Source organism: Solwaraspora sp. WMMD937 (assembly GCF_029581175.1).
Taxonomy (GTDB): Bacteria; Actinomycetota; Actinomycetes; order Mycobacteriales; family Micromonosporaceae; genus Micromonospora_E.
Window position 1 is genome coordinate 4,964,938 of record NZ_CP120738.1, and the last position, 25,122, is coordinate 4,990,059.

General features: G+C 68.7%; 13 protein-coding genes. 5 read left to right on the top strand and 8 right to left on the bottom strand.

Translation table 11 applies throughout. The annotated features are described in order from the left end of the window. Positions 1-9 precede the first annotated feature (9 nt). Both O7621_RS22035 and O7621_RS22040 read right to left on the bottom strand, forming a co-directional pair. A complete protein-coding gene (locus O7621_RS22035) occupies positions 10-1,854 on the bottom strand; it encodes a non-ribosomal peptide synthetase (RefSeq protein WP_282231013.1) in 1,845 nt (614 codons plus the stop codon). A gap of 26 nt (positions 1,855-1,880) precedes the next feature. Continuing rightward, complete coding sequence (locus O7621_RS22040) at positions 1,881-3,575, bottom strand: carbamoyltransferase N-terminal domain-containing protein (protein ID WP_282231014.1); 1,695 nt, start codon at positions 3,573-3,575, stop codon at positions 1,881-1,883. Between the two features lie 407 nt (positions 3,576-3,982). Here O7621_RS22040 and O7621_RS22045 point away from each other — a divergent pair, with 407 nt between their 5' ends. Then, positions 3,983-5,275 (top strand): benzoate/H(+) symporter BenE family transporter, encoded by a 1,293-nt coding sequence (locus O7621_RS22045; protein WP_282231015.1) that lies wholly within the window; start codon positions 3,983-3,985, stop codon positions 5,273-5,275. 83 nt (positions 5,276-5,358) lie between these two features. On the opposite strand, the gene O7621_RS22050 is transcribed toward O7621_RS22045, so the two are convergent. Then, entirely contained in the window at positions 5,359-6,375 is a 1,017-nt protein-coding gene (locus O7621_RS22050) for a pyridoxal-phosphate dependent enzyme (RefSeq protein WP_282231016.1), read from the bottom strand. A 196-nt stretch (positions 6,376-6,571) separates the two neighbouring features. Here O7621_RS22050 and O7621_RS22055 point away from each other — a divergent pair, with 196 nt between their 5' ends. Beyond that, complete coding sequence (locus tag O7621_RS22055; RefSeq protein ID WP_282231017.1) at positions 6,572-7,486, top strand: hypothetical protein; 915 nt, start codon at positions 6,572-6,574, stop codon at positions 7,484-7,486. Between the two features lie 5 nt (positions 7,487-7,491). Here the strand turns inward: O7621_RS22055 and O7621_RS22060 are convergent, their stop codons facing one another. The 5 genes from O7621_RS22060 to glyA form a co-directional block, all read right to left on the bottom strand. Then, the gene (locus tag O7621_RS22060; RefSeq protein WP_282231018.1) at positions 7,492-8,637 is read right to left on the bottom strand and encodes an acyl-CoA dehydrogenase family protein; all 1,146 of its coding nucleotides are present in this window, start codon (positions 8,635-8,637) and stop codon (positions 7,492-7,494) included. A 54-nt stretch (positions 8,638-8,691) separates the two neighbouring features. After that, the gene (locus O7621_RS22065; protein WP_282231019.1) at positions 8,692-9,576 is read right to left on the bottom strand and encodes an amidohydrolase family protein; all 885 of its coding nucleotides are present in this window, start codon (positions 9,574-9,576) and stop codon (positions 8,692-8,694) included. 49 nt (positions 9,577-9,625) lie between these two features. Then, entirely contained in the window at positions 9,626-10,531 is a 906-nt protein-coding gene (locus O7621_RS22070) for a phytanoyl-CoA dioxygenase family protein (RefSeq protein WP_282231020.1), read from the bottom strand. Positions 10,532-10,544: 13 nt separating this feature from the next. Continuing rightward, positions 10,545-10,985 carry an acyl carrier protein gene (locus O7621_RS22075; RefSeq protein ID WP_282231021.1) on the bottom strand — a complete coding sequence of 147 codons (441 nt, stop codon included), beginning with the start codon at positions 10,983-10,985 and terminating at the stop codon, positions 10,545-10,547. A gap of 269 nt (positions 10,986-11,254) precedes the next feature. Beyond that, positions 11,255-12,517 (bottom strand): serine hydroxymethyltransferase, encoded by a 1,263-nt coding sequence (gene glyA, locus O7621_RS22080; RefSeq protein ID WP_282231022.1) that lies wholly within the window; start codon positions 12,515-12,517, stop codon positions 11,255-11,257. A gap of 395 nt (positions 12,518-12,912) precedes the next feature. Here glyA and O7621_RS22085 point away from each other — a divergent pair, with 395 nt between their 5' ends. From O7621_RS22085 to O7621_RS22095, 3 genes are read left to right on the top strand one after another with little or no spacing between them, the layout of a single operon-like run. Further along, entirely contained in the window at positions 12,913-14,214 is a 1,302-nt protein-coding gene (locus O7621_RS22085; RefSeq protein ID WP_282231023.1) for an MFS transporter, read from the top strand. Then, the gene (locus tag O7621_RS22090; protein WP_282231024.1) at positions 14,211-23,354 is read left to right on the top strand and encodes a MupA/Atu3671 family FMN-dependent luciferase-like monooxygenase; all 9,144 of its coding nucleotides are present in this window, start codon (positions 14,211-14,213) and stop codon (positions 23,352-23,354) included. The genes O7621_RS22085 and O7621_RS22090 overlap by 4 nt, the downstream gene beginning before the upstream one ends. Continuing rightward, on the top strand, positions 23,351-24,838 hold the full coding sequence (locus O7621_RS22095) for a condensation domain-containing protein (RefSeq protein WP_282231025.1): 1,488 nt from the start codon (positions 23,351-23,353) through the stop codon (positions 24,836-24,838). Before O7621_RS22090 ends, O7621_RS22095 begins: the two co-directional genes overlap by 4 nt. The last annotated feature ends 284 nt before the right edge of the window (positions 24,839-25,122 follow it).

The following is a 25,122-nucleotide window of genomic DNA, read 5'->3' on the forward strand; positions in this document are numbered from 1 at the left end:
GATCTGGGGCTAGCTAGGCCCGCGTTCGGCGGTCGCCCGCTTCCTCGACGCGAACTGTTCGCCGACATGGTCGACGTAGACGTCCAGCGACAGACCGTCGGCGAAGGCACCCAGGTCAACCTCCACCGCGAGCTGCTTCTTGGTCTCCTGCATGATGCGGATGAGGTCGAGCGACGTGCCGCCGGCCTCGAAGAAGTCCTCGTCCGACACGGCGACGGGCTTTCCTAGCACCTGCTCCCAGATAGCCTTGACCTTTTCTGCGTAACCCACGACCGCCTCTAGTTGCGGTGACGGGTCCGGCGCGTGGTACGTCGCCTGCAGCGAGTCGTGGTCTATCTTGCCGTTGTGATTCCTCGGATACTCGTCGAGCAGGACACACCGGGCCGGGCACATGTATGCGGGAAGCGTCGCACGGATATTCGCCAGCACCAGATCGGCGACAGCCGCACGCTGCGCCGGCCCGGTCTCGGGATCGTACAGGGCGAACAGCATGAGATGCGCGTCGTCACCGGAGCCCGGCACCTTCGACACCACCGAGTTTGACAGACCGGGGAACGCGTCCGCGACGGCCTCGATCTCCCGGGGATCGATCCGGTACCCGTGCAACTTGATCTGGGTGTCCGCGCGCCCGACGAAGAAGTACTCGACGCCGTCATAGGTGACACCGAGGTCGCCCGTGCGGTAGACCCGGTCCGCGCCCGATCCGGTGAATCGCGCGGCGGTCAGCTCCGCTTCGTGCAGGTACCCCAGGGCGACGCCCGGCCCGCGCACGTGAATCTCCCCGACCGCGCCGTGCGCGACCGGCTGCCCGGCGTCATCCAGCAGCTGGATGGCCAGATCTGGAATCGGCACACCGATCGGCGAGTGCTCCGACCCGTCGAGTAGTTCGAGTGACAGTGGTCGGTACGTCACGTGCACGGTCGTCTCCGTGATCCCGTACATGTTCACCAGCTGCGGGGCTGACTCACCGCGCCGCGCCAGCCACGCCGCCGCGACATCGCGGTCGACCGGTTCACCGCCCAGGACGACGTGGCGCAGCGAGAGGTCCGCGTGGTGGCGGGCGTCAACCGCGTCGAAGGCGCGGAACGCCGTCGGCGTCTGACTGAGAACCGTGACCCCTTGGTCAACGACCAGCTGGTAGAAGCGCTCAGACGTACGGGTCGTCACGTACGGCACGACGACCGCCTTGCCGCCGTGCAGCAGCGCGCCCCAGAGCTCCCATACGGAGAAGTCGAACGCGATTGAGTGGAACACCGTCCACACGTCGTCCTTGGAGAACCCGAACCAGCTCTGCGTGCCGCTGAACAGCCGGTCGACGTTCCCGTGCTGGACGACGACACCGTGCGGTTTGCCGGTCGTGCCGGAGGTGTAGATGACGTATGCGGGTGCCTCCGGGGACACCACCACCGGTGCCCAGTCCGGTGCGACGCCGTCCGGCAACGCGCCGCGCTCGTAGGCCACGAGGTTGACACCAGGCCGGTCGAACAGGCCGACCAGCTCGGCAGCGACGACGACGAACTGCGCCCGGCTGTGCTCGATGATGTAGTCGATCCGGGGTGCCGGGTAGTCCGGGTCGACGGGCAGGTAGGCCGCCCCCGCCTTGAGTACGCCGAGCATGGCGACGACCATGTCGATTCCCCGGGGCAGACACAGGCCGACCACCTCTCCGGGCTGCACACCACGGGTGGTCAGCCCGAAAGCGAGCCGATCGGACAGCCTGTCGAGCTCCTGATACGTCAGGGTTTCCCCGGCAGAAGCGACCGCGATCCGCGACGGCGCCTCCGCCGCCTGCTGACGGAAGATCTCATGAAGTCCACCCCGGAATCCGGAAGTGGCGTGCGCTGTGCCTGACATCCGTTCCTCTTCCCGCCCGAGCGTCACTACGCACCCGTCGTCCGGGTGTACAGCCTCCCGTTGCTCCAGATGTGGTCGACATGACCCCACTCGGCGACGCTGCGGACATCCGGGAAGAACCCGGAGCCGAGGTCGTTCGCGCTGGTGTTACAGAGGATCGGTAGTCCGCTGTACTCCGCGTAGTGGTTGAGCAGCGCGTGTATCTCCGGGTTCTGCCGCTGGTTGACCGTCTGCAGGCGGGCCGTCCCGTCCAGGTGGCAGACTGCAGCCAACCGCCCTGCCGCTTCCGGACGCACCCGGTGGTCGTAGAGCATGTACGGATCGGGCGTACCCGGGTCGAAGAACCGAGCCGCGTCCTCCTCCACGCAGATCGGCGCGACCGGCCGGTACGACTCGCGCCGCTTGATCCGGTTGAGAGTGGTCTTCATCTCCGGCGAGGTCGGCGCCGCCATGATGCTGCGGTTTCCCAATGCCCGCGGCCCGAGCTCGGCCCGGCCGTTGAGCACGATGACCGGCTGCTGCGACTCGTGGATGAGACCCGCCAGCTCCTTGAGTGAGCAGTCGCGCGACAACCAGTCGGCGGCGTCCCATGCGGTATCACGGATAGCTGGCCCGCTGTAGACGTCCCAATCGACCGACTCGTAGCCATGCTTGGCAACAAGCTCGCTGCAGACGGTGCCGATGGCGCTGCCCGCGTCGTTGGGGAACGGTGGAATCCAGAGCTCCGCCAGGTTGCACGAGCGCCTGATCGCGCTGTTCCACTTGATGTTCAGCGCACACCCACCGGCGTAGCACAGATTCCGGGGTCCCCGCCGGTCCAGTTCGTCCAACCGTGCTGCCAGCGTGCGGACCAGCACCTCCTCGAGGAAGCAGTGGAAGGTGGTGAGGATGTCCTCATCGCTGAGCCCACTGGCTTTGGCCCGGAAGACCAGCTTGAGCAGTAGCGCCCGCTCGAACTCCAGCATCTGTTCGTGGGTCGTGACCGGCCCGGTCCTCGCCACCAGCTTCTCGAAGATCGTATGGAAGCTCTCGCCGAGCGACTGGGCCCTCTTCCCTTTCGCGATGTAGGCCATGTACTTGCCAGCCAGCGACAGGTCATTCGGCCGATAGTCCTGGTACGGCGCAAAATTCACCGCGAAATAGGTGTAGATGAACCCGCTCATGGGAAACAGGTAGCCCAGGCATTCGAGTCTGCCACCCCGGTCATAGTGGAACAGCTGCGGAAACGACATGCCGTCCCACGAGAGCACGTACGACGACTCGCCCCGCCGAGCCATCGGACTACTGCAGTAAGATGAGAAAATGTGCCCCGCAATGTGCTGGTAACTCGTGTACTCCCGCCCAAAGTAGGTGCTGAAAGCACCTTTACTCGCCAACGGGTTCGCGCGGATGCCGTAGAGGTGACCGTAGTCCGCCACCTCGAACGGAACCTTTTCGTCGCCCAGGATCACCTCGAAGGGAGTAGTATGCCAACCATCGATGACGAGGGAGTCCACCTCAGACCAGTCGTAGCCGATATCGTTGAGCAGGCCGAACAGCTCACTCCTCGTTAGCCGGAATTCCGAGTAACGCGGGTTGTTGCCTATCTTCTCCATCTCGTGACACTGGACCAGGCGGTTGTCTTCGAAGAGGGCAACACCGCCGTCGTGGCTCAGCTTGATTCCGACAGAAACGACCCTTTGGTTACGCATGGCGCCCCGCTTCGTTGTCCCATGCTCCATCGTCGGTGACCGATATTACCGGCAAGATTCCTCGGGTTCAAGAGAGTAAGGCGGAACTCCTCGGCGGCCGCAGCGGATCTCGATACCCCAAAAAAAGTTCCACTGTGGCTAATGATCTTTTGTCATGGCTGGCTGGCCCGCAAGAGGGCAGCTTGAAACAGGCTGGCGGACGGGGTGTCGACCCGGATGTTTTGGCAGATAATGATGATCGAGAAGGCCGCCGCACGGGGCACCGAATCCGGCAGGCATCGGCCCAGCGGACCCGACGCCCAACCGTGGCACCGCGACAGCCCGGAGGTGGCATCGGCCGCGCCACCCGGCACCGGCCCCGTCCGCAACGGCGGCACCGCGTTCCCTGGCCGCCTGCCAGAATCGACGTCACCTCGTTCGGGTACAGTCACGCAATCATGAAGTCGCTGGCTTTTCTGACGCGACAAGCGGCACCACCGTCGGCCGTCACCGCCGGTCTCGTCGCGGTACTCGTCGGTACCGCGAGTTCCGCGGCGATCGTGTTCACCGCCGCGCAGGCCGCTGGCGCGTCCAGCGATGAACTGGCCTCGTGGATGCTCGCGCTGGGTGTCGGCATGGGAGTGACGTCCATCGGGCTGTCCCTACGCTACCGGGCACCCGTCGTCACCGCGTGGTCCACCCCGGGGGCGGCCGTACTCGCCACTGGACTGCTCGGGGCGAGCATGGGTCAGGCGATCGGCGCCTTTCTGGTCTCGGCGGCATTGATCACGCTCAGTGGGATCACCGGGTGGTTCGCCCGTGTCATGAACCGTGTCCCGGTCGCGCTCGCGGCGGGCCTCCTTGCCGGAATTCTCGTCCAGTTCGGTATCGGGCTGTTCAGCGAGATGCACCACAGTTTCGCCGTGGTGTTCCCGATGTTCACGGTCTATCTGCTGTTCCGCAGGTGGCTGCTCCGGTACGCCGTACTGGCGGCACTGACCACTGGCGTCGTCGCTGCCACGCTCACCGGGTCGGTCCGGCTGCGTGACGTGGACCTGGCACTGTCCACTCCGGTCTTCACCGTTCCCGAATTCTCCTGGCAGGTCGTCATCGGTGCCGGGCTACCGCTCTTCGTGGTCACCATGGCCTCGCAGAACCTTGCGGGAGTGGCGGTGCTACGCAACGACGGGTATCAACTGCCGGTCTCACCGCTGGTCGGCTGGACGGGTGCGGCCAACCTGGTGCTGGCACCGTTCGGCTGCTTCGGACTCAACCTCGCGGCCATCACCGCGGCGATCTGCACCGGTAGCTCGGCGCACCAGGACCCCGACCGCCGCTACCTGGCCGCCGTCTGGGCCGGAGTGTTCTACCTGTGCCTCGGCGTGTTCGGCGGCACGGTCGGCTCCCTACTCACTGCCCTACCGGTGTCCCTCATCGCCGGGATCGCGGGTCTCGGGCTGCTCGCCACCGTCATCACCTCCCTCACCTCGGCGCTCGCCGACGAGCAGTGGCGGGAGTCTGCCGTGATCACCTTCCTGGCGACCGCGTCCGGGGTGACGCTGCTGGGAATCGGGTCGGCGTTCTGGGGTCTGCTCGCCGGTGTCCTCACCGCACTGGTGACCCGCAGCCTGCGGCGGGAGAACCGGCTCGACGGTGACACGGCGCCGCAGGACCGTCTGCCGGGCGTCCGGCCGCCGCTCGCAGAGGCTGCGCAGCACCGGCGCCGGGCAGGCGCAGACAATCGCATCTGACGGAACCCCGGGCACCTCGTCGGTCCGTGCAGCCGCAACGGGATGACCGCCCGGCGGTTTCTCCGGATAGCGGCCGCCGGCCGCTATCCCCGGTGCGTGCCGTGCTCGCCGGCCGGCACCGGGTCAGCGTCGCCGGACACCGTGCCGATCCAGCGATGGTAGGCGTCCATGTCGACGTTGCCGCCGCAGACGATGGTGGCCACCCGCCTGCCCGCGAAACGGTCGCGGTCCTCAAGGATCGCCGCGATACCGAGCGCGGCCGACGGTTCGACGACGAGGCCCGCATGATTCAGGAGCAGCCGCATACCGGCGACGATCGACGCCTCCCGGACGAGGACGGCGTCATCGACGACCACGAGCAGGTCCTGCAGGGCGTCCGGGTTGGGGATGCGGCCCGCGACACCGTCGGCGATGGTGTCGACCGAGTTGGTGGTGACGACGCACCGTGCGTGCCATGAGCGCGTCATCGCTGGTGCTCCCCGCGGCTGGACACAGATCACCTCCACCTCGGGTGTCATGGCCTTCACCGCGAAGCCGACGCCGCTGGCAAGGGCTCCGGTGCCGAGGGCGACCACGACGGTGTCGAGGGGCTGTGGGTCGGAGGCCAGTTCGATGCCGATGGTCGCCGCACCGTCACAGGTCTCGACGTCCACACCGTCTTCAATCTGCCGGATACCCCGGGACCGGGCGATCGCCGCCGCCCGCGCACAGGCGGTGTCGTAGTCACCGTCGACCAGCTCCAGACGGGCTCCCAGGGCACGGATGCGATCGAGCTTGACCACGGGCGCGTAGCGGGACGCCACGACGGTGACGTCGAGCCCACGGCTACGGCCGGACCAGGCCAGCGCCTGACCGAGGTTTCCCGCACTGGCGCACACCACTGCGCGCTCGCCGCTGTCGGCAAGGCCGTTGGCGATGAGCTCGGTACCCCGGCCCTTGAAACTGCGGACCGGGTTCACCGACTCGACCTTGAGACTGACCATGCACCCGAGTTCCGACCCCAGCGCCTCGCAGCGGTAGTGTGGGGTGCCGAGGAACACGGGGTCGATCGCCCGGCTGGCCGCCTGGATTCGGGCCATGTCGAGGCGCAGTCTCTGCATGGTGGAGAGTCTAGATCCGACACCCGGGCATCCCTAGCCCTGCCTGCCGCCAGGAGCTGACCCCGCGACGAGGTAGGACGGGCCGGCCGACGGAACCGAAGGTCCAAGCATCTCGATAGTTTCGGTCATCGATGGGCGGGTACTGTCCGAGCATGGCACTTCGGCCTTCCTTCGTCCGACGCTGAGGGAGCTGAGCATGACCGGTCAGCCGCTCTACCTCCGGGGTATCGCCTACACGGTGGGAGACGCCGTCCCTCTCGCCGACATCGAAGAAGGCGACCCCGAGCAGATCGAGGTCTTCACCAAGCTCGGCCTGCACTACTTCCGGAAAAGTCCGCTCAGCCTGCCCGACCTCTGCCACCGTTCGGTCGGAGACACCCTGCGGACCGGCGGCGTCGACCCTGCCGATATCGGTGCCGTACTGCTCGCCACGACGGTCAACTCGATCCATGCGGTAGGACTGGACTATCCCGAGGTGGCGCAGATTCTCGGTGACTACGGTCTCGTCGACGCCAAGTTGTACGGAGTGAGTCTCGCGAAGTGTTCCAACCTGTCGGCGGCCCTGGAACTGGGGTCCAGTCTACTGCGGGCAAACGACTACTCGGAGGTCCTGGTCATCGTGGGCGACAAGTGCGCGCGCGACCGCGACCGGTTCATGGACTCGGCGGAGTCGATTCTGAGCGACGGAGCCTTGTCGTTCATCCTGTCGCAGACCGGGGGCACCTACGAACTCAGGCACCTGGCGACCAGCAGCGACCTGTCCCATCTCACCAGGACGTTCGGTGTGCTCGAGTTCGTGGACAACTCGGTCAAGAACCTCGGTAGGCTCTGGCGGGCCATCCCGCCGGAGCTTCCGAGAGACCAGATCGAGAAGGTCTTCTGCGGAAACTACAACATGCTGATCCAGCGCAACCTGATGCGCGAGCTCGGAGCCGGCCGCCAGGCGTTCTACCTGGACAATCTACGGCGCCTGGGGCACGTTTTCTCGTGCGACGTGCTGATCAATCTCAGCGACTACGCCGCATCAACCAACGTGGCGCCGGCCACTACGTTCGCCTGCCTGACCGTGGGGTACTTCCGGTGGGGTTGTTTCGTCGTACAGAAATGCTGACGAGCTCACAGCTCGGACTCGGCGATTATCTCCCGCATGATCTCGCTACTCCCACCCGCGATCGTGACGAGCCGGGTGTCCCGGAAGACCCGGGAGATCGGCGCCTCCGCGAGGTAGCCGTGTCCACCGAAGAGCTGAAGGCACTGCCCCGCCACCTCGACGGCGAGCTCGGTGGCCCGCAGTTTGGCCATCGCGCACTGGGACATCGCCTGCTGTCCCTGGCTGTACAGCCAGGCCGCGTGATAGGCGAGCTGGCGCGCCGCCGCTGTGTGACTCATCAACTCGGCCAGCCGGTGCCGCACCACTTGCAGACCCAGGATCGTGGTGCCGAAGACCTGCCGCTCGTCCGCGTACCGTCTAACCAGTTCCAGCGTGTAGTCGATCTCCCCAAGCGCCAGGAGTGCGGCCGCGATCCGCTCGAGCTGGAACGCTTTCATGATCCACAGGAATCCCGAGTTCCGCCGACCGAGAAGCTGGTCTTCTCCGACCACGACATCGTCGAACTCCACGCTCGCGGTGTCGGAGCAGTGCCACCCCAGCTTCTCCACCGGAGTCCTCGTCACCCCTGGTGCTCGGGCGTCGACCACGAACAGGGAGATACTGCGGGATCCGTCTCCGTCGCCCGTCCTGACCGCCGTAACCATGAAATCCGCGGTCAACCCGTTGGTCACGAAGGCCTTGCTGCCCCGGATGGTGTACCGGTCACCCGTAGCCCGTGCTGCGCACCGGATGCCCGCCACATCGGATCCGGCCTGGGGCTCCGTGATCGCCAGTGCGGCGATCATGTCGCCCTGTACGGCCGGCTTCAGGTACTCCGACTTCTGACGGTGGTCGCCCGCCAGGTGCAGGTAGGTCGTCGCCATGTAGCTGTGAACGGACATCGCCCCGCGGAAGCCACCATTACCCAGCCTACCTAGCTCCTCAAGGTAGGCGACCGAGTGGAAGAACGGCAGGTCGCGACCCCCGTACACGACCGGATAGTGCAGTCCTAGTAGCCCGTGCTCCCCGAACAGCTTCCAGATGTCGCGCGGAATCCGGCGCTGCGACTCCCAATCGTTCAGCCGGGGAGCTACGTGCTCCTGCAGAAACCGCCGCGTCCACGCCCGGAATGCGTCCGCATCGGGGGAAAAATAGATCGAGCTAGCGCTCACAACGTCGTCCTAGGGCTCTGGCGGGTACTGCCTTGCCAGCACGGATGACGGCCATCAGGCGTTGGCCCCGTACAGGAACGTGCGGGCGTTCAGCTCGAACAGCTTGCCGGCCTGCGAGTCGGTCAGGAATCCACGCATTTTTCCAATCTGCGCTGTCAGGTCTCCGGAGAAGTCGAACAGCGGTGCGTCCGACCCGAACAGGATCTGGTCTGGCACCTCGGCGCAGAGCATCAGCATCAGCTCCAGGTCGCCGTCCGGGATCTGGTGGAACGACGAGATGTCCGCGTAAAGGTTCCCGGGAAACTTCCGCAGCAGCTTGACGGTCCCTTCCGGGTCCCAGACCATGCCGTGCGCCAACGCGATACGCAGGTCAGGAAACCGCCGGACGACTTCCTCGACGCTGTGTGGGTACCGTTGGGCCCGGCCAAGCGTCGGCAACGACGGCCCTGAGTGGGTCAGTACGGGCACACCGTTGTCGCTGCAGTGGCGCCAGAGCGGCACCATCCGCTCATCATCCAGCTCGAAGCCACACGGCGGGTACAGCTTGACCCCTTCGCAACCAGGCAGGGCAGTCCAACGTTCGACGGTACTGAGCGCCGACGCACCACGCGAAGGGTCGAAGCCCGCGAAGAACGTCAGCCGGCCGTCGGACGCCTCGGCCACCTCGGCATGGTGCTGGTGGATCTCCTCAATGGTCAACTCGGGCTCACCGAGCGCCGGGCCGAAATCGGCGATCAGCATCACGGACTTGGCGATCCCGTGAGCGTTCATCTGCGACAGGAGGCGGTTGCCGTGCCGGTCCAGCAGGTAGAGGCGTAGGGCCCGCTCGACGCCGCTCCGACCGACCCGGCCGTCCTCGATCATCGAGCCGGCGATGCCCGCGATGAATCCGGGCGAAATGCAGCGGGCGTCGGCCAGATGGACGTGGATGTCAATCATCACTGGTTCGTTCCGTCGACGGCGCGCGTCCGGTTCACCCACCACCTGGTCACTGCGTCGCCGTATGGTGCAGTGTCGGAAAGATGACCGGGTCACTGTAGTCCGGTAGGCCGTTCGCTGATTTCCGGCAGATCAGGTCGTGGGAATGCTGGAAGACCGGCTTTTCCTTACTCAGAAAGCTCAGGTCGCGGTAACGGTTTTCGCCGTCCTGCAGGTGGACCGACAGGGCCCGCCGCGGCGAATCGGATACATTGGCGTAGCTGCCGTGGATCGTGTAGCAGTCGTGGAAGCTTACCTGGCCCCGCTCGAGTTCGAGCGGCACCTCGACGAGTTCGTTCCCCTCGGTGTTTATCAGCTCCGACTTGATAAAGTCCATGTTCTTCTCGCCGAAGGTGACCAGCGCGTGGTTGTTCCGCCACCGGTGACTGCCCTTGATCACTACCAGGCAGCCGTTCTCCGTCGAGCAGTCATGCAGCGGGATCCACGCGGTGATCATCCGGTCCGACTTGCAGGTGGGCCAGTAACGCTTGTCCTGGTGGAACCCGGTGACGCCCTCACCTTCCTCGGACGCACGCGCGGGTGGCTTGTAGATGAGTTGGTCCTTCCAGTACCTGATCTCGGTGGCCCCGATCAGGGCGGCCGCGATCGCCGAGATGATCGGAAGCCGGGCCAGCGCACGGAGTCCCAGGCTATGGAAAGAGGCGTAGCCGTCCGCGCGGCTGAGGCTTCGATCCAGGAAGGGTACGCCGAAGTTGGGGTCCACCCGCGGATTGTCGCTCCACGGAAAGCGCTCGTCGTAGTCGCAGCGGTAGATCCGCTCACTGCCGTCCACCGCCTCGGCTATCTGCTCGTCGCTCAGAATCCTCTTGGAGATGTAGTAGCCGTTGCGCCGATAGAAGTCGATGTCCTCTTCGGACGGGATCAGTGCCTGCGTTTCGGTCTCGCTGTCGCTCATGACCCGACTCCCGTCAGAGGCCTCGCAGCCGCTCCACTAGCGTGACGAGATCGCCAACCGTGGTGATCTCAGAGAGGTCGATGTACTCGGCAACCTCGTCGAGTTCCTTACCGATGATGTCCTCCAAGCTGAGGAGCAGGTTGATGTATTTCATCGAATCCATGCCCAACGACTGGAGTGACGTGGACCGGGACAGGTCGGCTCGGCGGACCGCGCCCTCCTCGCCGAGCATCGCAACCAGGATCCGGCACACTTCGTCGTACAGGACGATTTGAGTCGACATCGGCACCTTCCACTGGGCGTTCGCAGCGAGAGTAACGTGGACGATCGGCACCGAGAGGCAATCACCCGAGGCGGGGGTGCCGACTTCGTCGCCCCAGCTATCGCCATCGACGCTTATCGTACTCTTGCACCCCGATAGGTTCAAGGCTGCCCATGGATGTTCGACAGACATGATCAGCGATGTGGTCGGATCGACGAGCTGGGCCGTCAGGTCGACGTGGTGATCGGCGAAAGCAGCCCTACGCCGCCCACTTTCACCAGCCCGCGAGCTGATCGGCTTGCGGCCGCGGATCGTTCGGCGGCACCCCGGAGAGCGGCCCGGCGTCGCGGAGCACGTCCCGAAAGCCCGCCGAAGACAGTGGAACCCGGGAGAGTTTCTCCCGGGTTGCACTGTGATGGCTAGCCCGCCCGCTGCGACCGCGAGCGGTACCACTCATGGATTCAGGCCGACGTGGGCAGCAGCGGGCCCGGCGCGGGGAACCGGGCGCACAGCGCCCGGACCTCACTGCGGATAGCCTCCGCCCCATCGCTGTCGCCCTTGTTCTGCAGCGCACGGACGAACAGGTCCGCGACCGCGGTCATCTCCCCGGCTCCCATGCCGCGGGTCGTCGGCGCGGGGGTCCCGAGCCGCACCCCGCTGGTCCGCTGCGCTGACAGGCTGTCGTCGGGAATGAGCTGCTTGTTGGTGGCGAGCCCGACCTCCTCCAGCAGCTTCTGCGCGTCGCGGCCCTCGATACCGTACGATCCGACCGTATTGACCACCATGAGGTGATTGTCTGTCCCGCCTGAGACGAGCTGGGCGCCGTGCTCGAGCAGCCGACCAGCCAGCACCTGTGCGTTCGACAGAGTACGCGCAGCGTACTCGCGGAACTCCGGCTCGGCCGCCTTCTTGAGGGCGACGGCGATGGCCGCGATCGTGTGCATGTGCGGCCCACCCTGCAGGCCCGGGAATACGCTTTTGTCGATTTTCTTCGCGAACTCGCCCTTACTGAGAATCAGGCCGCCGCGTGGACCACGCAGACTCTTGTGTGTGGTCGTCGTAACCACGTCGAAACCGTGCTCCAGCGGGTTGGCCAACTGCCCACCCGCGATCAACCCGCCGACGTGGGACACGTCGGCCATGGTCAGGGCACCGACCGCGTCCGCAACCCGCCTAAATCCAGAATAGTCGAGCTCGCGCGGGTACGACGAGTGTCCGCACAGTATCATCTTCGGGCGGACTTGCTCCGCGATGCGCCGGACCTCGTCGAAATCGATGCGACCGTCCGCGCCGGCCCTGTAGCGGTGGAATTGGAAAACCCTGGCCATATGTGAAACGGGCGAGCCGTGCGTCAGATGGCCGCCGTGGGTGAGATCCATTGCGAGGATAGAGTCCCCCGGTTCCAGGAGCGCGTAGTACACGACCTGATTCATCGCCGCACCGGAGAGCGCCTGCACATTGGCGTGGTCGGCCCCGAAGAGCTCTCGAGCACGCGCGCAGGCCAGACGCTCGATGACATCGGTGTAGGTCTGACCGCCGTAGTAGCGATTGCCGGGGTATCCCTCCGAGTACTTGTTAGTGAACACCGTCCCCAGTGCGGCGAGCACTTCCGGATAGGTGTAGTTCTCGGAGGGGATGAGCTCCAACTCGCTCTGTTGCCGACGCTCCTCGCCGAGGATCGCGTCAAAGACCTCCGGATCGTACTCCTGCAGTAGGTCTCGCATCGCTCGCTCTCTAGACTCTTCCTCGGAGCCCGGGAGAATACGCGTACGTGACGGTCACGCCAAGAACGCAGTCCCCGGACACAACAACATTCTCAAGCCAGACCGTACCGCACCTCGGCACTGATCGGGACGAGGCACACTGCAGTCACGACATCGGGGCACGGCGAGCCGCCGCCAGCTCGTAGCGTCATGGATGGCGCCGCCCGCTCCACCTCACCGCATGGATCTTGATCAGATCGACTGCCTCGCATACTCTGACGGGCGGTAGTCATCACGTAACGACGAGCCAATGGCGACCACCGTCCCTGGGGGCACAGCTTGCCGCACCCATCCTGCTCTGCCGGACACCCCCCACGCCCGAGGTCGACGGCACCTGACGTACCCGCCGGCCGCTCGTGACCGTCACGGATCAGGACCCGGGCCACACCAGCAGCGGGATGCGGCACTTCCGGTTCCTGGTGGTCGGCAACGCGGTCTCGGCATACGGCACCTATCTGGACATGATCGCGCTCAGCCTGTTCGCGTACTCGCTGACCGGCAGTGCCACGCACACCGGGTTGTTCCTGGCGCTACGGCTGGCCACGAGTGTCCTCACCGGATTCGGCGCCGGGAGCCTGGTGTCCCGGCTCGACCGCAAGCGGATCATGGTGACCTCCGACATCAGTCAGGCGGTCGCCCTGGTCGTGCTGGTTCTCGCACCGACGACGGCCCAGGCCGGCCTGCTGTACGCCGTCGCGGTCGTCACCGGCGCCGGCGCCACCCTCACCAGCGTCGCGCTGCGCAGCAGCATCCCCGAGATCGTCGGGCAGGACCAGCGGGTCCGGGCGAACGCGCTGCTCGCCACCGGCCGGTCGTTGGCGATGGTCGCCGGGTTCGCCTCGGCCGGAGTTCTCATCTCCACGGTCGGCTACACCGGTGCGTTCCTCATCGACGCCGGAGCGTTCCTTTTCTCAGCTGCGGTCCTGGCCCGGCTACCGATCACCACCCGCAGCCGACAGCCGGCAGCCGCAGCAGGCTCCGGGCCGGGCGCAGCAACGGACACCGGGCCGGACTCAGGGCCGGACGAGGCGCGACGGCCGTCCGGAGTCCTCACCGCGCAGTTGACGGCCCTGCGCTACCTGCGGCTGACCCCGGTCCTGCTCGCACTGATCAGTCTGCGCGCTGCCGACGCGTTCGGCTCGGCCTCGCACAACGTCGGCCTGCCGGTGCTGTCCACCATGCTGGACCCGCAGCATCCGGCCGCGTTCATGTCCCAGTTCTGGGCCACCTGGGCGATCGGCAACATCATCGCGCAGCGCGCCGTCGCCCGCTGGGCCAGACACACCGGCCGGACAATCAACGAGCGCGCGTTCGCCGCTGGCGCGGCGCTCATGTCGGTGGCCTTCATCCTCACCTTCACCGCGCCGCCGCTGCCGCTGGCCGTCCTGGTCGCCACCGTCGCCGGCGTCGCCGACGGTTTCACCGAGATCGCCTACACCACCCGGCTGCAGGCCACTCCGGATGATCAACGCGGCTACGTCTTCGGATTCTCGGCGACCGCGGAGAACCTCGGCTTCGGCGTCGGCATGGTGGCCTGCTCCTTTCTGCTGGAACAGTTCACTCCGTTGACCGTGGTCACTCTGTTCCACGGGCTGGCGGTGCTGCTGGCAGTGGCTTTCCTGGCCACGCTGTGGGCGCGTCGACGGACGACGACATGAGTACCCCGACGCGCGGTGGCACCGACGACCGGCGGATCGCCATCATCGGCATGGCGTTGCGGCTACCCGGAGCGGACACGCCGCAGGCGTACTGGCGCAACATCCGTGACGGCGTGACCAGCGTACGCAGGTTCAGCCCCACCGAGTTGGCCAAGGCCGGGGTACCGGCGCAGCTGCGCGAGTCACCGGATTTCGTCGCCGTCAGCGGCGTGCTCGACGACATCGACTCGTTCGACGCCGAGTTCTTTGGGATGAGCCCGCAGGAGGCGCGCACTGTCGATCCGCAGCACCGGCTGTTCCTGCAGACCGCTTACCACGCACTGGAGAACGGCGGGTACGCGGGAGCGCGACCCGACACCAGGGTGGGCGTCTTCGCCGGTGTCGGGTACCACCTGTATCCCCTGAACACGTACCTGCGTAACAACCTGGCCGACGCCCGCTGGAACGGTGACTTCGGTCCGGCCTTCCAGGTGGCGCTGGGCAACTTCAACGACTTCGTCGCCACCCGGGTCGCGTTCCGGCTCGGCCTGACCGGTCCGGCGGTCACCGTACAGAGCGGCTGCTCGACGGCCCTGGTGGCGGTGCACCTGGCCGGACAGGCGTTGCTAGCCGGCGACGCCGACCTGGCCCTGGCCGGCGCGTCGGCGGTGCACATCCCGCAGATCCTGGGTTACCGCCATGTCAGGGGCACCATCCTGTCCCGCTCCGGCCGGTGCCGAGCGTTCGACGCGTCGTCCGACGGCACCGTCGGCGGCAACGGGGTCGCGGCGGTGCTGCTCAAGCGGTACGACCGGGCGGTCGCCGACGGGGACACCATCCACGCGGTGATCCTGGGCAGCGGAGTCAACAACGACGGGGCCGCGAAGACCAGCTACGCCGCGCCCAGCGCCGTCGGTCAGCGCGACGCCATCCTGCGGGCGCTCGACGTGGCCGGGGTCTCCCCCGAGACGATCGCCTACCTGGAGACCCACGGCACCGGTACGTACAAGGGCGACCCGATCGAGTTCGACGCCATGACCTCGGCCTACCGTCGGCGCACCGACCGGACCGGCTACTGCGCGATCGGCTCGGCCAAGCCGGCCATCGGACACCTGGACGCCTGCGCCGGTATGGCCAGCCTGATCAAGACGGTGCTGGTGCTGCGGCACGCGACGATCCCGCCGTTGGTCGGGTTCGAGCGACCCAATCCGGCGTTGGACCTGGCGGCCAGCCCGTTCGTCATCCCCACCGAGGCGCACGCCTGGCCCGATCTGCCCGGGCCGCGCCGGGCGGGGGTGACCGCGCTCGCGGTCGGTGGCACCAACGTCCACCTGATCCTGGAGGCACCGCCGGTAGCACGACCGGGGCTGCCGGCGACGACGTCTCCCGCTAGCCCGGTGCCGGCGGTACCGACGGGACCGGTGCCGGTGCCGCTCTCGGCGTACCACCCGGAAAGTCTGCGTACGCTCGCCCGCCGGATGCGCGACCACCTGCGGGCCGACCCCGGGCTCGACCCGGCCGACCTGGCCACCACCGCCGCGCTCGGCCGGCCGCACCTGCCGTACCGACTCGTCGGGACCGGCGCGACGACGACAGCGATCGCGGACGCCCTGGACGACTACCTCGCCGCGCCGGGGCGGCAACGCCCGGCGCGGGTGGCGACCGGATCGGCCCCAGGTGCCGGCGTCGCCTCCGGCGGGCTCGGCGGGGTGACGCCGGTGGTGCTGTACGGCGGGCAGGGCACCTCGTACCCGGGTATGGCCGGGCCGCTGTACCGGCGGTACCCGCAGGTGCGGGCGGTGCTCGACGCCTGCGAGGCGTACCAGCGCCGCGCCGGCGGGCCGTCGGTGCTGACCCCGCTGCTCACCACCGACGCTGGTGCCGACCGGATCTGGCCGGCCGATGTGGCGCAGCCGGCGCTGTTCGCGTTCCAGGCCGCGCTGACCCGGCTGTGGCGCTCGCTCGGGGTGGCGCCACGACTCGTCGCCGGACACAGCATCGGCGAGTACGCTGCCCTGGCCGCAGCCGGCACGCTGTCGATCGAGGACGGTCTGCGGCTCACCGGGATGCGTGGGCGGCTGATGCGGGAGCACACCGCGCCCGGCGGGATGGTCGCGGTGTTCGCCACCCGGGCCGCGGTCGACGAGTTGCTCGCCACCGACGGGCGGCTCGACCTCGCCGCGGTCAACGCGGCCGAGCAGCATGTCGTCGCCGGGCCGGTCGAGGCACTCGACGCCGCCTGCGGTGTGCTGGACCGTCTCGGGTTGCGCTGGCACCGGCTCACCGTTGACCACGCCTTCCACTCGGCGCTGCTCGACCCGATCCTCCCTCGGCTGGGCGAGGCATTCGAGGCGGTCGGCTGGGTACCGTTGGACACGCCGCTGGTCAGCAGCGTGGACGGCACCGTGCTGCCGGTGGGTCACCGCCCCGACCCGGCGTACCTGGTGCGGCAGACCCGGATGCCGGTCCGGTTCGACCTGGTCACGGCCGCGATCGCCGCCGAGACAGCCGAGACGTCGGCCGCCGCGGAGTCGGCCGGCGTGCCGGTGCTGGAGCTCGGACCGCAACCGAGCCTGGCTGGGTTGCTGCGCTCGGCGCTGCCTGGCTGGCCGGTGCTCGCCGCACAGCGCCGGGGCACGGAACTCGATCAGCTCATCGACAGCTTCGCCCAGCTGCACGTACACGGGGTCGACCTGGACTGGGCCGCCCTGCTCGGCCCTGGGCACGCACGCCGGGTGCCGCTGTCCGCCTATCCGTTCCAGCGCCGAGTCCACTGGACCGGACCGCCGCTGGCACGAACCGAACCTGGAGGGTCGATGGTCGACGTTGACACTGTCCGCGAGGCTGGCTCCGCGGTCGCCGCCGGATCAGCCGCGCCGGACCTCGCGCCGGTGGTCGAGCGGGTACGCGAGATCAGCGCCCGGCACCTCGGCTGCGACCCAGACGACATCGCCGTCGACCGCCCGTTCGTCGAGATGGGTGCCGACTCGCTCGCCATGATCAACGCGCTGCGGGAGTTCGAAGGCGAGTTCGGTGTCCGACTCGCCATGCGCGAACTGTTCGAGGAGGCGGACACCCCGAGCAAACTGTCCCAGCTGATCCTGTCCCGTCGGACCCCGGCACCGCCAGCGCCGCCGGCACCAGCCACACCGGCACCGGCCGAACCGCCGGCGCCGACTGCGGCACCGGCAGCACCGGGCGTTGACGCGCACGGACCCAGGGTGGTCGTGGCACCCGACAGCGGTCAGGCCGGCGCGGTCGCTACCGATCGCGGCCGAGCTCACCTGGACGACCTGCGGCGACGGTTCGTGGCGAAGACTCGGCGGTCGAAGGAAATCACCCAGCGCCACCGTGGCGTGCTGGCCGACAGCCGGGCGGTCGTCGGCTTCCGTAGTGCCACGAAGGAGATGCTGTACCCGATCGCCGGCCAGCGCGCCAAGGGCGCATGGCTGGAGGATGTCGACGGCAACCGGTACGTCGACATCACCATGGGCTTCGGGGTGCTGCTGTTCGGCCACGAGCCGGACTTCGTCGCCGACGCGGTCCGGCGGCATCTGTACCGAGGCGTCCAGCTCGGACCGCGCAGCGTCGACACGGGTGAGGCCGCCGTGCTGTTGAGCGAGCTGACCGGGATGTCCCGGGTGGCGTTCGCCAACTCGGGCACCGAGGCGAACGCGGCGGCGATCCGGCTCGCCCGGGCTGCCACCGGACGCGACAAGATCGTCATGTTCCACGGGTCGTACCACGGACATGCCGACAACGTGCTCGGCCGCTCGGTCGGGACCGGAGCGGACCGGACCACCGTCCCGGTCAGCACCGGCATCCCGGCCAGCGCCGTCGCGGACCTGGTCGTACTCGACTACGGCGTACCGGGAAGCCTGCAGGTGATCGAAGAGCTCGGTGAACAGTTGGCCGCCGTCGTGGTCGAGCCGGTGCAGAGCCGCCACCCGTCGCTGCAGCCGGCGGAGTTCCTGCGCAGGCTCCGCGACATCACCCGGCGGTACGGCATCGTGCTGATGTTCGACGAGATGCTCACCGGGTTCCGGCCCCATCCGCGCGGCGCCCAGGGCCTGTTCAACGTGACCCCGGACCTCGCCACGTACGGCAAGCTGCTCGGCGGTGGCTTCCCGATCGGGGCGATCGCCGGACGCGCCGACATCATGGACGGCGTCGACGGCGGTTTCTGGCGCTACGGCGACGACAGCCGCCCGCAGCGGGAGACGACCTTCTTCGGCGGCACCTACATCCAGCATCCGGTGTCCATGGCCGCCGCGCGCGCAGTGTTGACCCGGCTGACCGAGCACAGCCCACGGCTGCAGCAGGAGCTCAACGCTCGGACCGACCGGCTCGTCGGCACACTGAACGACTTCTTCACCGAGGAGGAGTACCCGCTGCGGCTCAATCACGTCGGCTCGCAGTTCCGCTTCGAGCACCGCGCCGACCTCGAGCTTCTCTACCACCACCTGCTACTCAAGGGGGTGTACGTCTGGGAGTGGCGCAACTTCTTCCTCTCCACCGCGCACACCGATGACGACGTCGAGCTGGTGATCGACGCGGTGCGCGCCTCGCTACGCGAGATGCGCGGCGGCGGGCTGCTCCCCCGTCCGGCCGGCACCGCCGTGCCCACGGCGAAACCGAACGGCACCGCCTGGGTCGAACCGACGGTACGGACCGCACCGACGACGAGTGCCGCCGCAGCGGGCGGCCCTACACCGGCAGACGCACCGGTTCGTCCGGCACCGGACTTCAGCGTGTACTTCTTCGGCGACTATCCGGCCGGCTCGGGGGCTGCCGACCCGTACGAGCTGATCGTCGACACGGCCCGCTTCGCCGACCGGCACGGATTCCACGCGCTGTGGATCCCGGAGCGCCACTTTCACTCCTTCGGCGGGGTGTTTCCCAACCCGGTGGTGCTGGCCGCCGCGCTGACCCGCGAGACGAGCCGGATCCGGTTGCACGCCGGATCGGTGGTCCTGCCGCTGCACGACCCGATCCGGGTCACTGAGGACTGGTCCATGGTCGACCGGCTGTCCGGCGGCCGGGTCGGCATCGGCTGTGCACCCGGATGGCACGCGGGCGACTTCGTCCTCGCCCCGGAGCACTTCGGCACCCACCGCGACGTGATGTACCGCCACCTCGACCAGGTACGCCGGCTGTGGCGTGGCGAGGCCGTCGAACGGCGCAGCGGCACCGGCGAACCGGTCGAGATCCGCACCCTGCCCCGCCCGGTGCAGGCGATGCCGCCGATGTTCGTCGCCGTGGTGGGCAATCCGGAGTCGTACCAGCGCGCCGCCGAGCACGACCTCGGCATCGTCACCAACCTGATGAGCCAGTCGGTGGAGCAGTTGGCCGACAACATCCGGCGCTACCGTAAGACCCGCGCCGAGCACGGGCTCGACCCGCACGGCGGACGGGTGGTCGTGCTCGTGCACACCTACCTCGGTGCGGACTCGGCCCGGGCGCGGGCCGAGGCGTTCGCGCCGCTGAAGGCGTACCTGCACTCCTCGCTGTCGCTGTTCGGACAAATGACCAACAGTCTCGGATTCCAGGTGGACCTCGACACCGCCGACGCCGACGACCTGGACTACGTGTTCCAGCGCGCCTACGACCGGTACTGCGAGGCACGGGCGCTGATCGGGTCGCCGGACGACGGCGCCCGGCTGATCGACGCGCTCACCGCCGCCGGCGTCGACGAGGTGGCCGCGCTGGTCGACTTCGGCGCATCCCCCGACCAGGTGCGGGCCGGGTTGCCGCTGCTGGACCGGCTACGGGCCAGCTACCAGGGGCCGGCCGACACGCCACCGATCGACACGCCACCGATCGACACGTCGGCGGGCAGGCAGGCGGCGACCGGTCACCCGGAGGCCGCCCGCGACGTCGGTCCGGACCGGTCCGGACCGACGTCGCGCGGGCAGGCGCGGATGTGGTTCCTCGAACGACTGCATCCGGGCCAGGGCACCTACAACGAGGCGGTCACCGTACGGCTCGACGGTCCACTGGACGTGTCGGCGCTGCGGACCGCGCTGCACCAGCTGGTGGCCCGGCATGGGGCGCTGCGGACGGTGTTCCGGGAGCGCGACGGCGAACCGGTCCAGGTCATCCTCGGCAAGGGCACAGTGGATTTCATCGTTGAGGAGCACGCCGGGCGTGACGAGGACGACACCGTACGGCGGCTGCTGGCCGAGGAGAGCCGGCGCGTGTTCGACCTCGCGCAGGGTCCGCTGCTGGTGACCCGGCTGCTGCGCTGGTCGCCCGAGCGGCATGTGCTGATGTTGTCCCTGCACCACATCGTGGTCGACGCCGCGTCGGTGCGGGTGCTGGCCGAGGATCTCTCCGCGTTGTACCGGGCCGCACTCGACAGCCGGCCCGCCGACCTGCCGGAGCTGTCGGTGGACTGCCTCGACCTGGCCCGGCGGGAGGCGGACGCCGCCAGCGGTTCGCCCGGCGAGCCGGCCGGTCTGGCCTACTGGCGGCAGCGACTGGCCGGTGAGCTGCCGGTGCTGGACCTGCCGACCGACCGACCACGCCCGACGGTCCGCGGTGGCACCGGCGCGTCGGTCCGGCGCAGGCTCGACCCGGAGCTGTCCGGGCTGCTGAGCCGGCTCAGTAGCGCGCACCGGGCCACGCTGTTCATGACCGTGCTCGCCGGGTACGCGGCCACGCTACGCCGGTTCACCCGCGGCGACCAGCTGGTCGTCGGCACACCGGTGTCGGTCCGGCCCACCGGCGCCGAGGCAGTGGTGGGGTTCTTCCTCAACACGGTCGCCCTGCGGCTGGACCTGTCCGGCGACCCGACCTTCGCCAACCTCCTCAAGCAGGTCCGCGACACCGCCCTGGACGCGTACGACCATGCCGACGTGCCGTTCGACGCCGTCGTCGGCGCGGTGAGCCCGGACCGGGACACCAGTCGGACCCCGGTCTTCCAGACCATCGTGGAGTTCGACAACGGCGGCGACCCGCTCCCGCTCGACCTGCCCCGGGTCACCGCCCGCGCGCTGGCACACCGGATCGATCGGGCGGTGACCGACCTGGCCCTGTACGTGACCAACCACGCCGACGGGATCGACTGCCGGCTGGAGTACGGCACCGACCTATTCGTGACGGACAGCGCCGAGCGGCTGCTGTCGTATCTCGTCGCGACCCTGGCCGCCGCCGTCGACCAGCCCGATACGCCGATCTCGAAGCTGGTCGGCGTCCTCGACACCGACCGGGACACGCTGGCCCGTTGGGGCGTCGGACGCCAGCGCGACCTGCCGCCCGGTCGCGTGCCCGACGCGGTGCGGCAGTGGGCGCAACGCACGCCGCAGGCGGTCGCGGTGATCGGCGGCGGCACGGTGCTGACCTACCGGCAACTCGACGAGCAGGCCACCGCTCTGGCGCAGCGGCTGGTTCGGCAAGGGATCGCCGCAGGCGACATCGTGGCGCTGTGGCTGCCCCGGTCGCCGGAGTTCGTCGTCGCCACCCTGGCGGTGCTACGCGCCGGAGCCGCGTACCTGCCGTTGGATCCGTCCCTCGGCGGCCGGCAGGTGCGTTTCATGGTCTCGGACAGCGCGGCCCGGGTGGTGCTGGCCACCGGGGGTGACACCGCGCTGGACCTGCCCGACGGGGTCCGCCTGCTGCACGTCGACGAAACCGACGACGCCGATCCCGTCGGCGGGTCCGGCGACCCCGGCCGTACGCCCATCAGGGACAGCGGCCCCGGCCGCGCGGCGAACGGTCCGGATGCGGCGTGCTACGTCATGTACACCTCCGGTTCCACCGGCCGGCCGAAGGGTGTGACCATCACCCACCGCAGCGTGCTGAACCTGTGCCAGTGGTACCGCGACGAGCTGGAGCTGACCGCCGATGACCGGGGTGCCGTGGTGTGTGGGCAGAGCTTCGACGCCTCGGTGCTGGAGATCTGGCCGCCGCTGCAGGTCGGTGCGAGCCTGACGATCGCCGACGATGCCGTACGGCTGGACTCGATGGCGCTGGCGCGCTGGATGCGTACCGCCGGGGTGAGCGTCGCGATGCTGCCCACGCCGATCGGGGAAGGGTTGCTGTCGCTGCCTGTCTCGGCCCAGCCCCGACTGCGCCACCTCACCGTCGGCGGCCAGCAACTGCGGGTACGGCCACAGCCCGGAGTTCCGTACATCGTACGCAACGTGTACGGACCGACCGAGACGACGGTCATCGCCACGTCCGAGGTGGTGACACCGCCGCCGGCCGGGTCCGACGGTCCGATTCCGATCGGCCGGCCGCTGGACAACATCCGCGTCGAGATCCGCGACGAGTGGGGCAACCTGGCTCCGGTCGGCGCCGTCGGGGAACTGTTCATCGGCGGCGCCGGAGTGGGTCGCGGCTACCTGAACCGGCCCGAGCTGACCGCGCAGCGGTTCGTCGACGACCCGACCGGCGGTGCCGGTTCCCGCCGCTACCGCACCGGGGACCTGGTGCGGTGGACCGCCGACGGGGTACTGGTGTTCCTCGGCCGTACCGACGACCAGGTCAAGATCCGGGGAAACCGGGTCGAGCCAGGCGAGGCGTCTGCGGTGCTGCGCGGGCTGGATCTGGTCGCCGACGGCATCGTGGTGGCCCGCCGGGACCGGCGCGACGAGGCGTACCTCGCCGGGTACGCGGTACCCGCGCCGGGCGTGGCACCCGACGGACTGGCCGACCGGGTCGTCGCCGCGATGGCCCGCGAACTGCCCGACGTGCTGATCCCCCGGGTGTGGGCGGTGCTGCCGGCGCTGCCGCAGACCGGCAACAACAAGGTCGACCGGGCCGGGCTGCCGGAGCCGACCATCCGTACCGGTGAGCCCGCGCCGCCGCTGGCGCCGTCGGCGGCCCCGCCGACGACACCGCAGGCGGTGGCCCCAGCTGCGGCCCGGAACGACGACCCAACCGGTGACGCGCTGGCCGGGACGGTGCGGGCGCTGTGGGCCGCCGAACTCGATCTGGATCCGGAGCGCATCGACCACGGCGCGTCCTTCTTCGCCCTCGGCGGCCATTCGATCAACGCGATGCGCCTGCTCAACCGGGTACGCGAGGCCACCGGAGCGGACTATCCGGCGTTGGAGTTCTTCCGCGCCCCGACCATCGCGGCAATGGTCGGCCGGCTTCGCGGACCCGCCGCGGCCGCCGACGACAGGCCCACCCGCCGGGTGCGGGGCACGCTGTGACCTTCGACGAGCTGCTGGAGTACATCGCCGGGCACGATGTACGGCTCACCGGCACCGGCGACACCCTGCACTACGACGCCCCAGCCGCCGCGATGGGTCCGCAACTGGTCACCGCGCTGCGGTCGTACAAGGGTGAACTGTTGCGCTGGCTGGCCGCACCGGCGCACGAGCGCGAGATCACCCGGGCGCCGCTGTCGGCCCAGCAGGAGCGGGTGGTGGAGGTCGCCGGGCGCAGCACGCACCCCGCCAGCTGGAACGTCGGGCTGCGGCTGGAACTGGTCGGCGACCTCGACGTCGCCGCGCTCGACGCCGCGCTCGACGGTCTGGTCGCCCGGCACCATGCGCTGCGTGCCCGGCTGATCCGCGACGGTGGCGCCTGGACCCAGCGGATCCTCGCCCACCGGCCGGTCCCGCTGCCCGTCGTCGAGCTGGCCGCGCTGGCGCCGGAGGCGGCGCGGCGGCGGGCCGAGGCCCTCAGCCGGGAGATGGTGGCGCCGGTGTTCACCCTGGCGGGCGAGGCACCGGTGCGGTACACGCTGATCCGGCTGGCGCCCGACGAGTCCTGGCTGGTGCTGGTCCTGCATCACGTCGCCTGCGACGGCCGGGCGGTCACCGTACTGCTGCGCGAGTTGGCGGACGGGTACCGCACCGCCCGCGATTCAGGTACGCCGGACTTCGGCCCGCCCGCCGCCCAGTGCACCGACTACGCACGCTGGCAGCAGGGCCAGTGGGATGAGCCGATCCGCCGCCGACGGCTCGCCTACTGGGCGGAGCACCTGGGCGACGGGCCGCTGGCGCTGGATCTGCCGTTCGACCGCCCCGCACCGCAGCAGCCGAGTGGGCAGGCCGCCACCTGCCGGTTCGAGATCCCGGGACAGGTTCGGCTCGCCGTCGAGGTGCTCGCCCGGGAGCTGGGTGCCACGGTGACCGCGGTCGCCGCTGCGGCGTTGGCACTGTTGCTCGCCCGGCTCAGCGGGCAGCCCGACGTGACCCTGTCGATGCCGTACGCCAACCGGTCACCCCGGGCGTACGAGGACACCGTCACCGTGCTGGCGACGGCCTTGCCGGTACGGATCCGCACCGCCGCCGCCGCGACGTTCGCCCACCTGGTCGGCCAGGCCGCCGACGGCCTGTTCGCCGGCATCGACAATCTGCTACCCACGGCCTGGATCTACCAGCAGCTACCCGCGCCGGACAAGGGCGCTGCGTCGTCTGGGATGACGGTGAGCTTCGCCTTCCAGAGTACGTTCGACACCCGGATCGAGCTGCCGGAGCTGGCGGTACGGGTGCACGAGGTGCCGACCGGGGTCGGGCGGGCGGCGCTGCTGATCGTCCTGATGCCCGGCCCGGACGGGATCGACGGCTATCTGGAGTACCCGGTGGACCGGCTCGACGACGACACGGTCCGCCGCTGGATGACGAGGTATGTCGACCTGCTCGCCTCGGCGGGTGCCGGCCCGAACCGCCTACTTGCCGACCTCTGACCGCCGGCGTGGTTGACCAAGCCGCCGGTGTCGTTCACCAAGCCGCCGGGTGCCGTCCGACGAGGGCCGCACCGACGGGCCCGGATTGAACGATCGTGTTCGATTCCTTGACACTCCAGATGCGCTCGCTAACACTTGTCCGAAATACGAACGTAACGTACCGCACACGTGGCTCCCTGCCGGCCGACGCGCCTGACCGCCGCGCATGCTGTTGACGCAGACATAGTCAGACTGACCGGAGAGACAGCGGTGCCGGCGGTAGCCGTCCGGCCCGATGTCCGTAC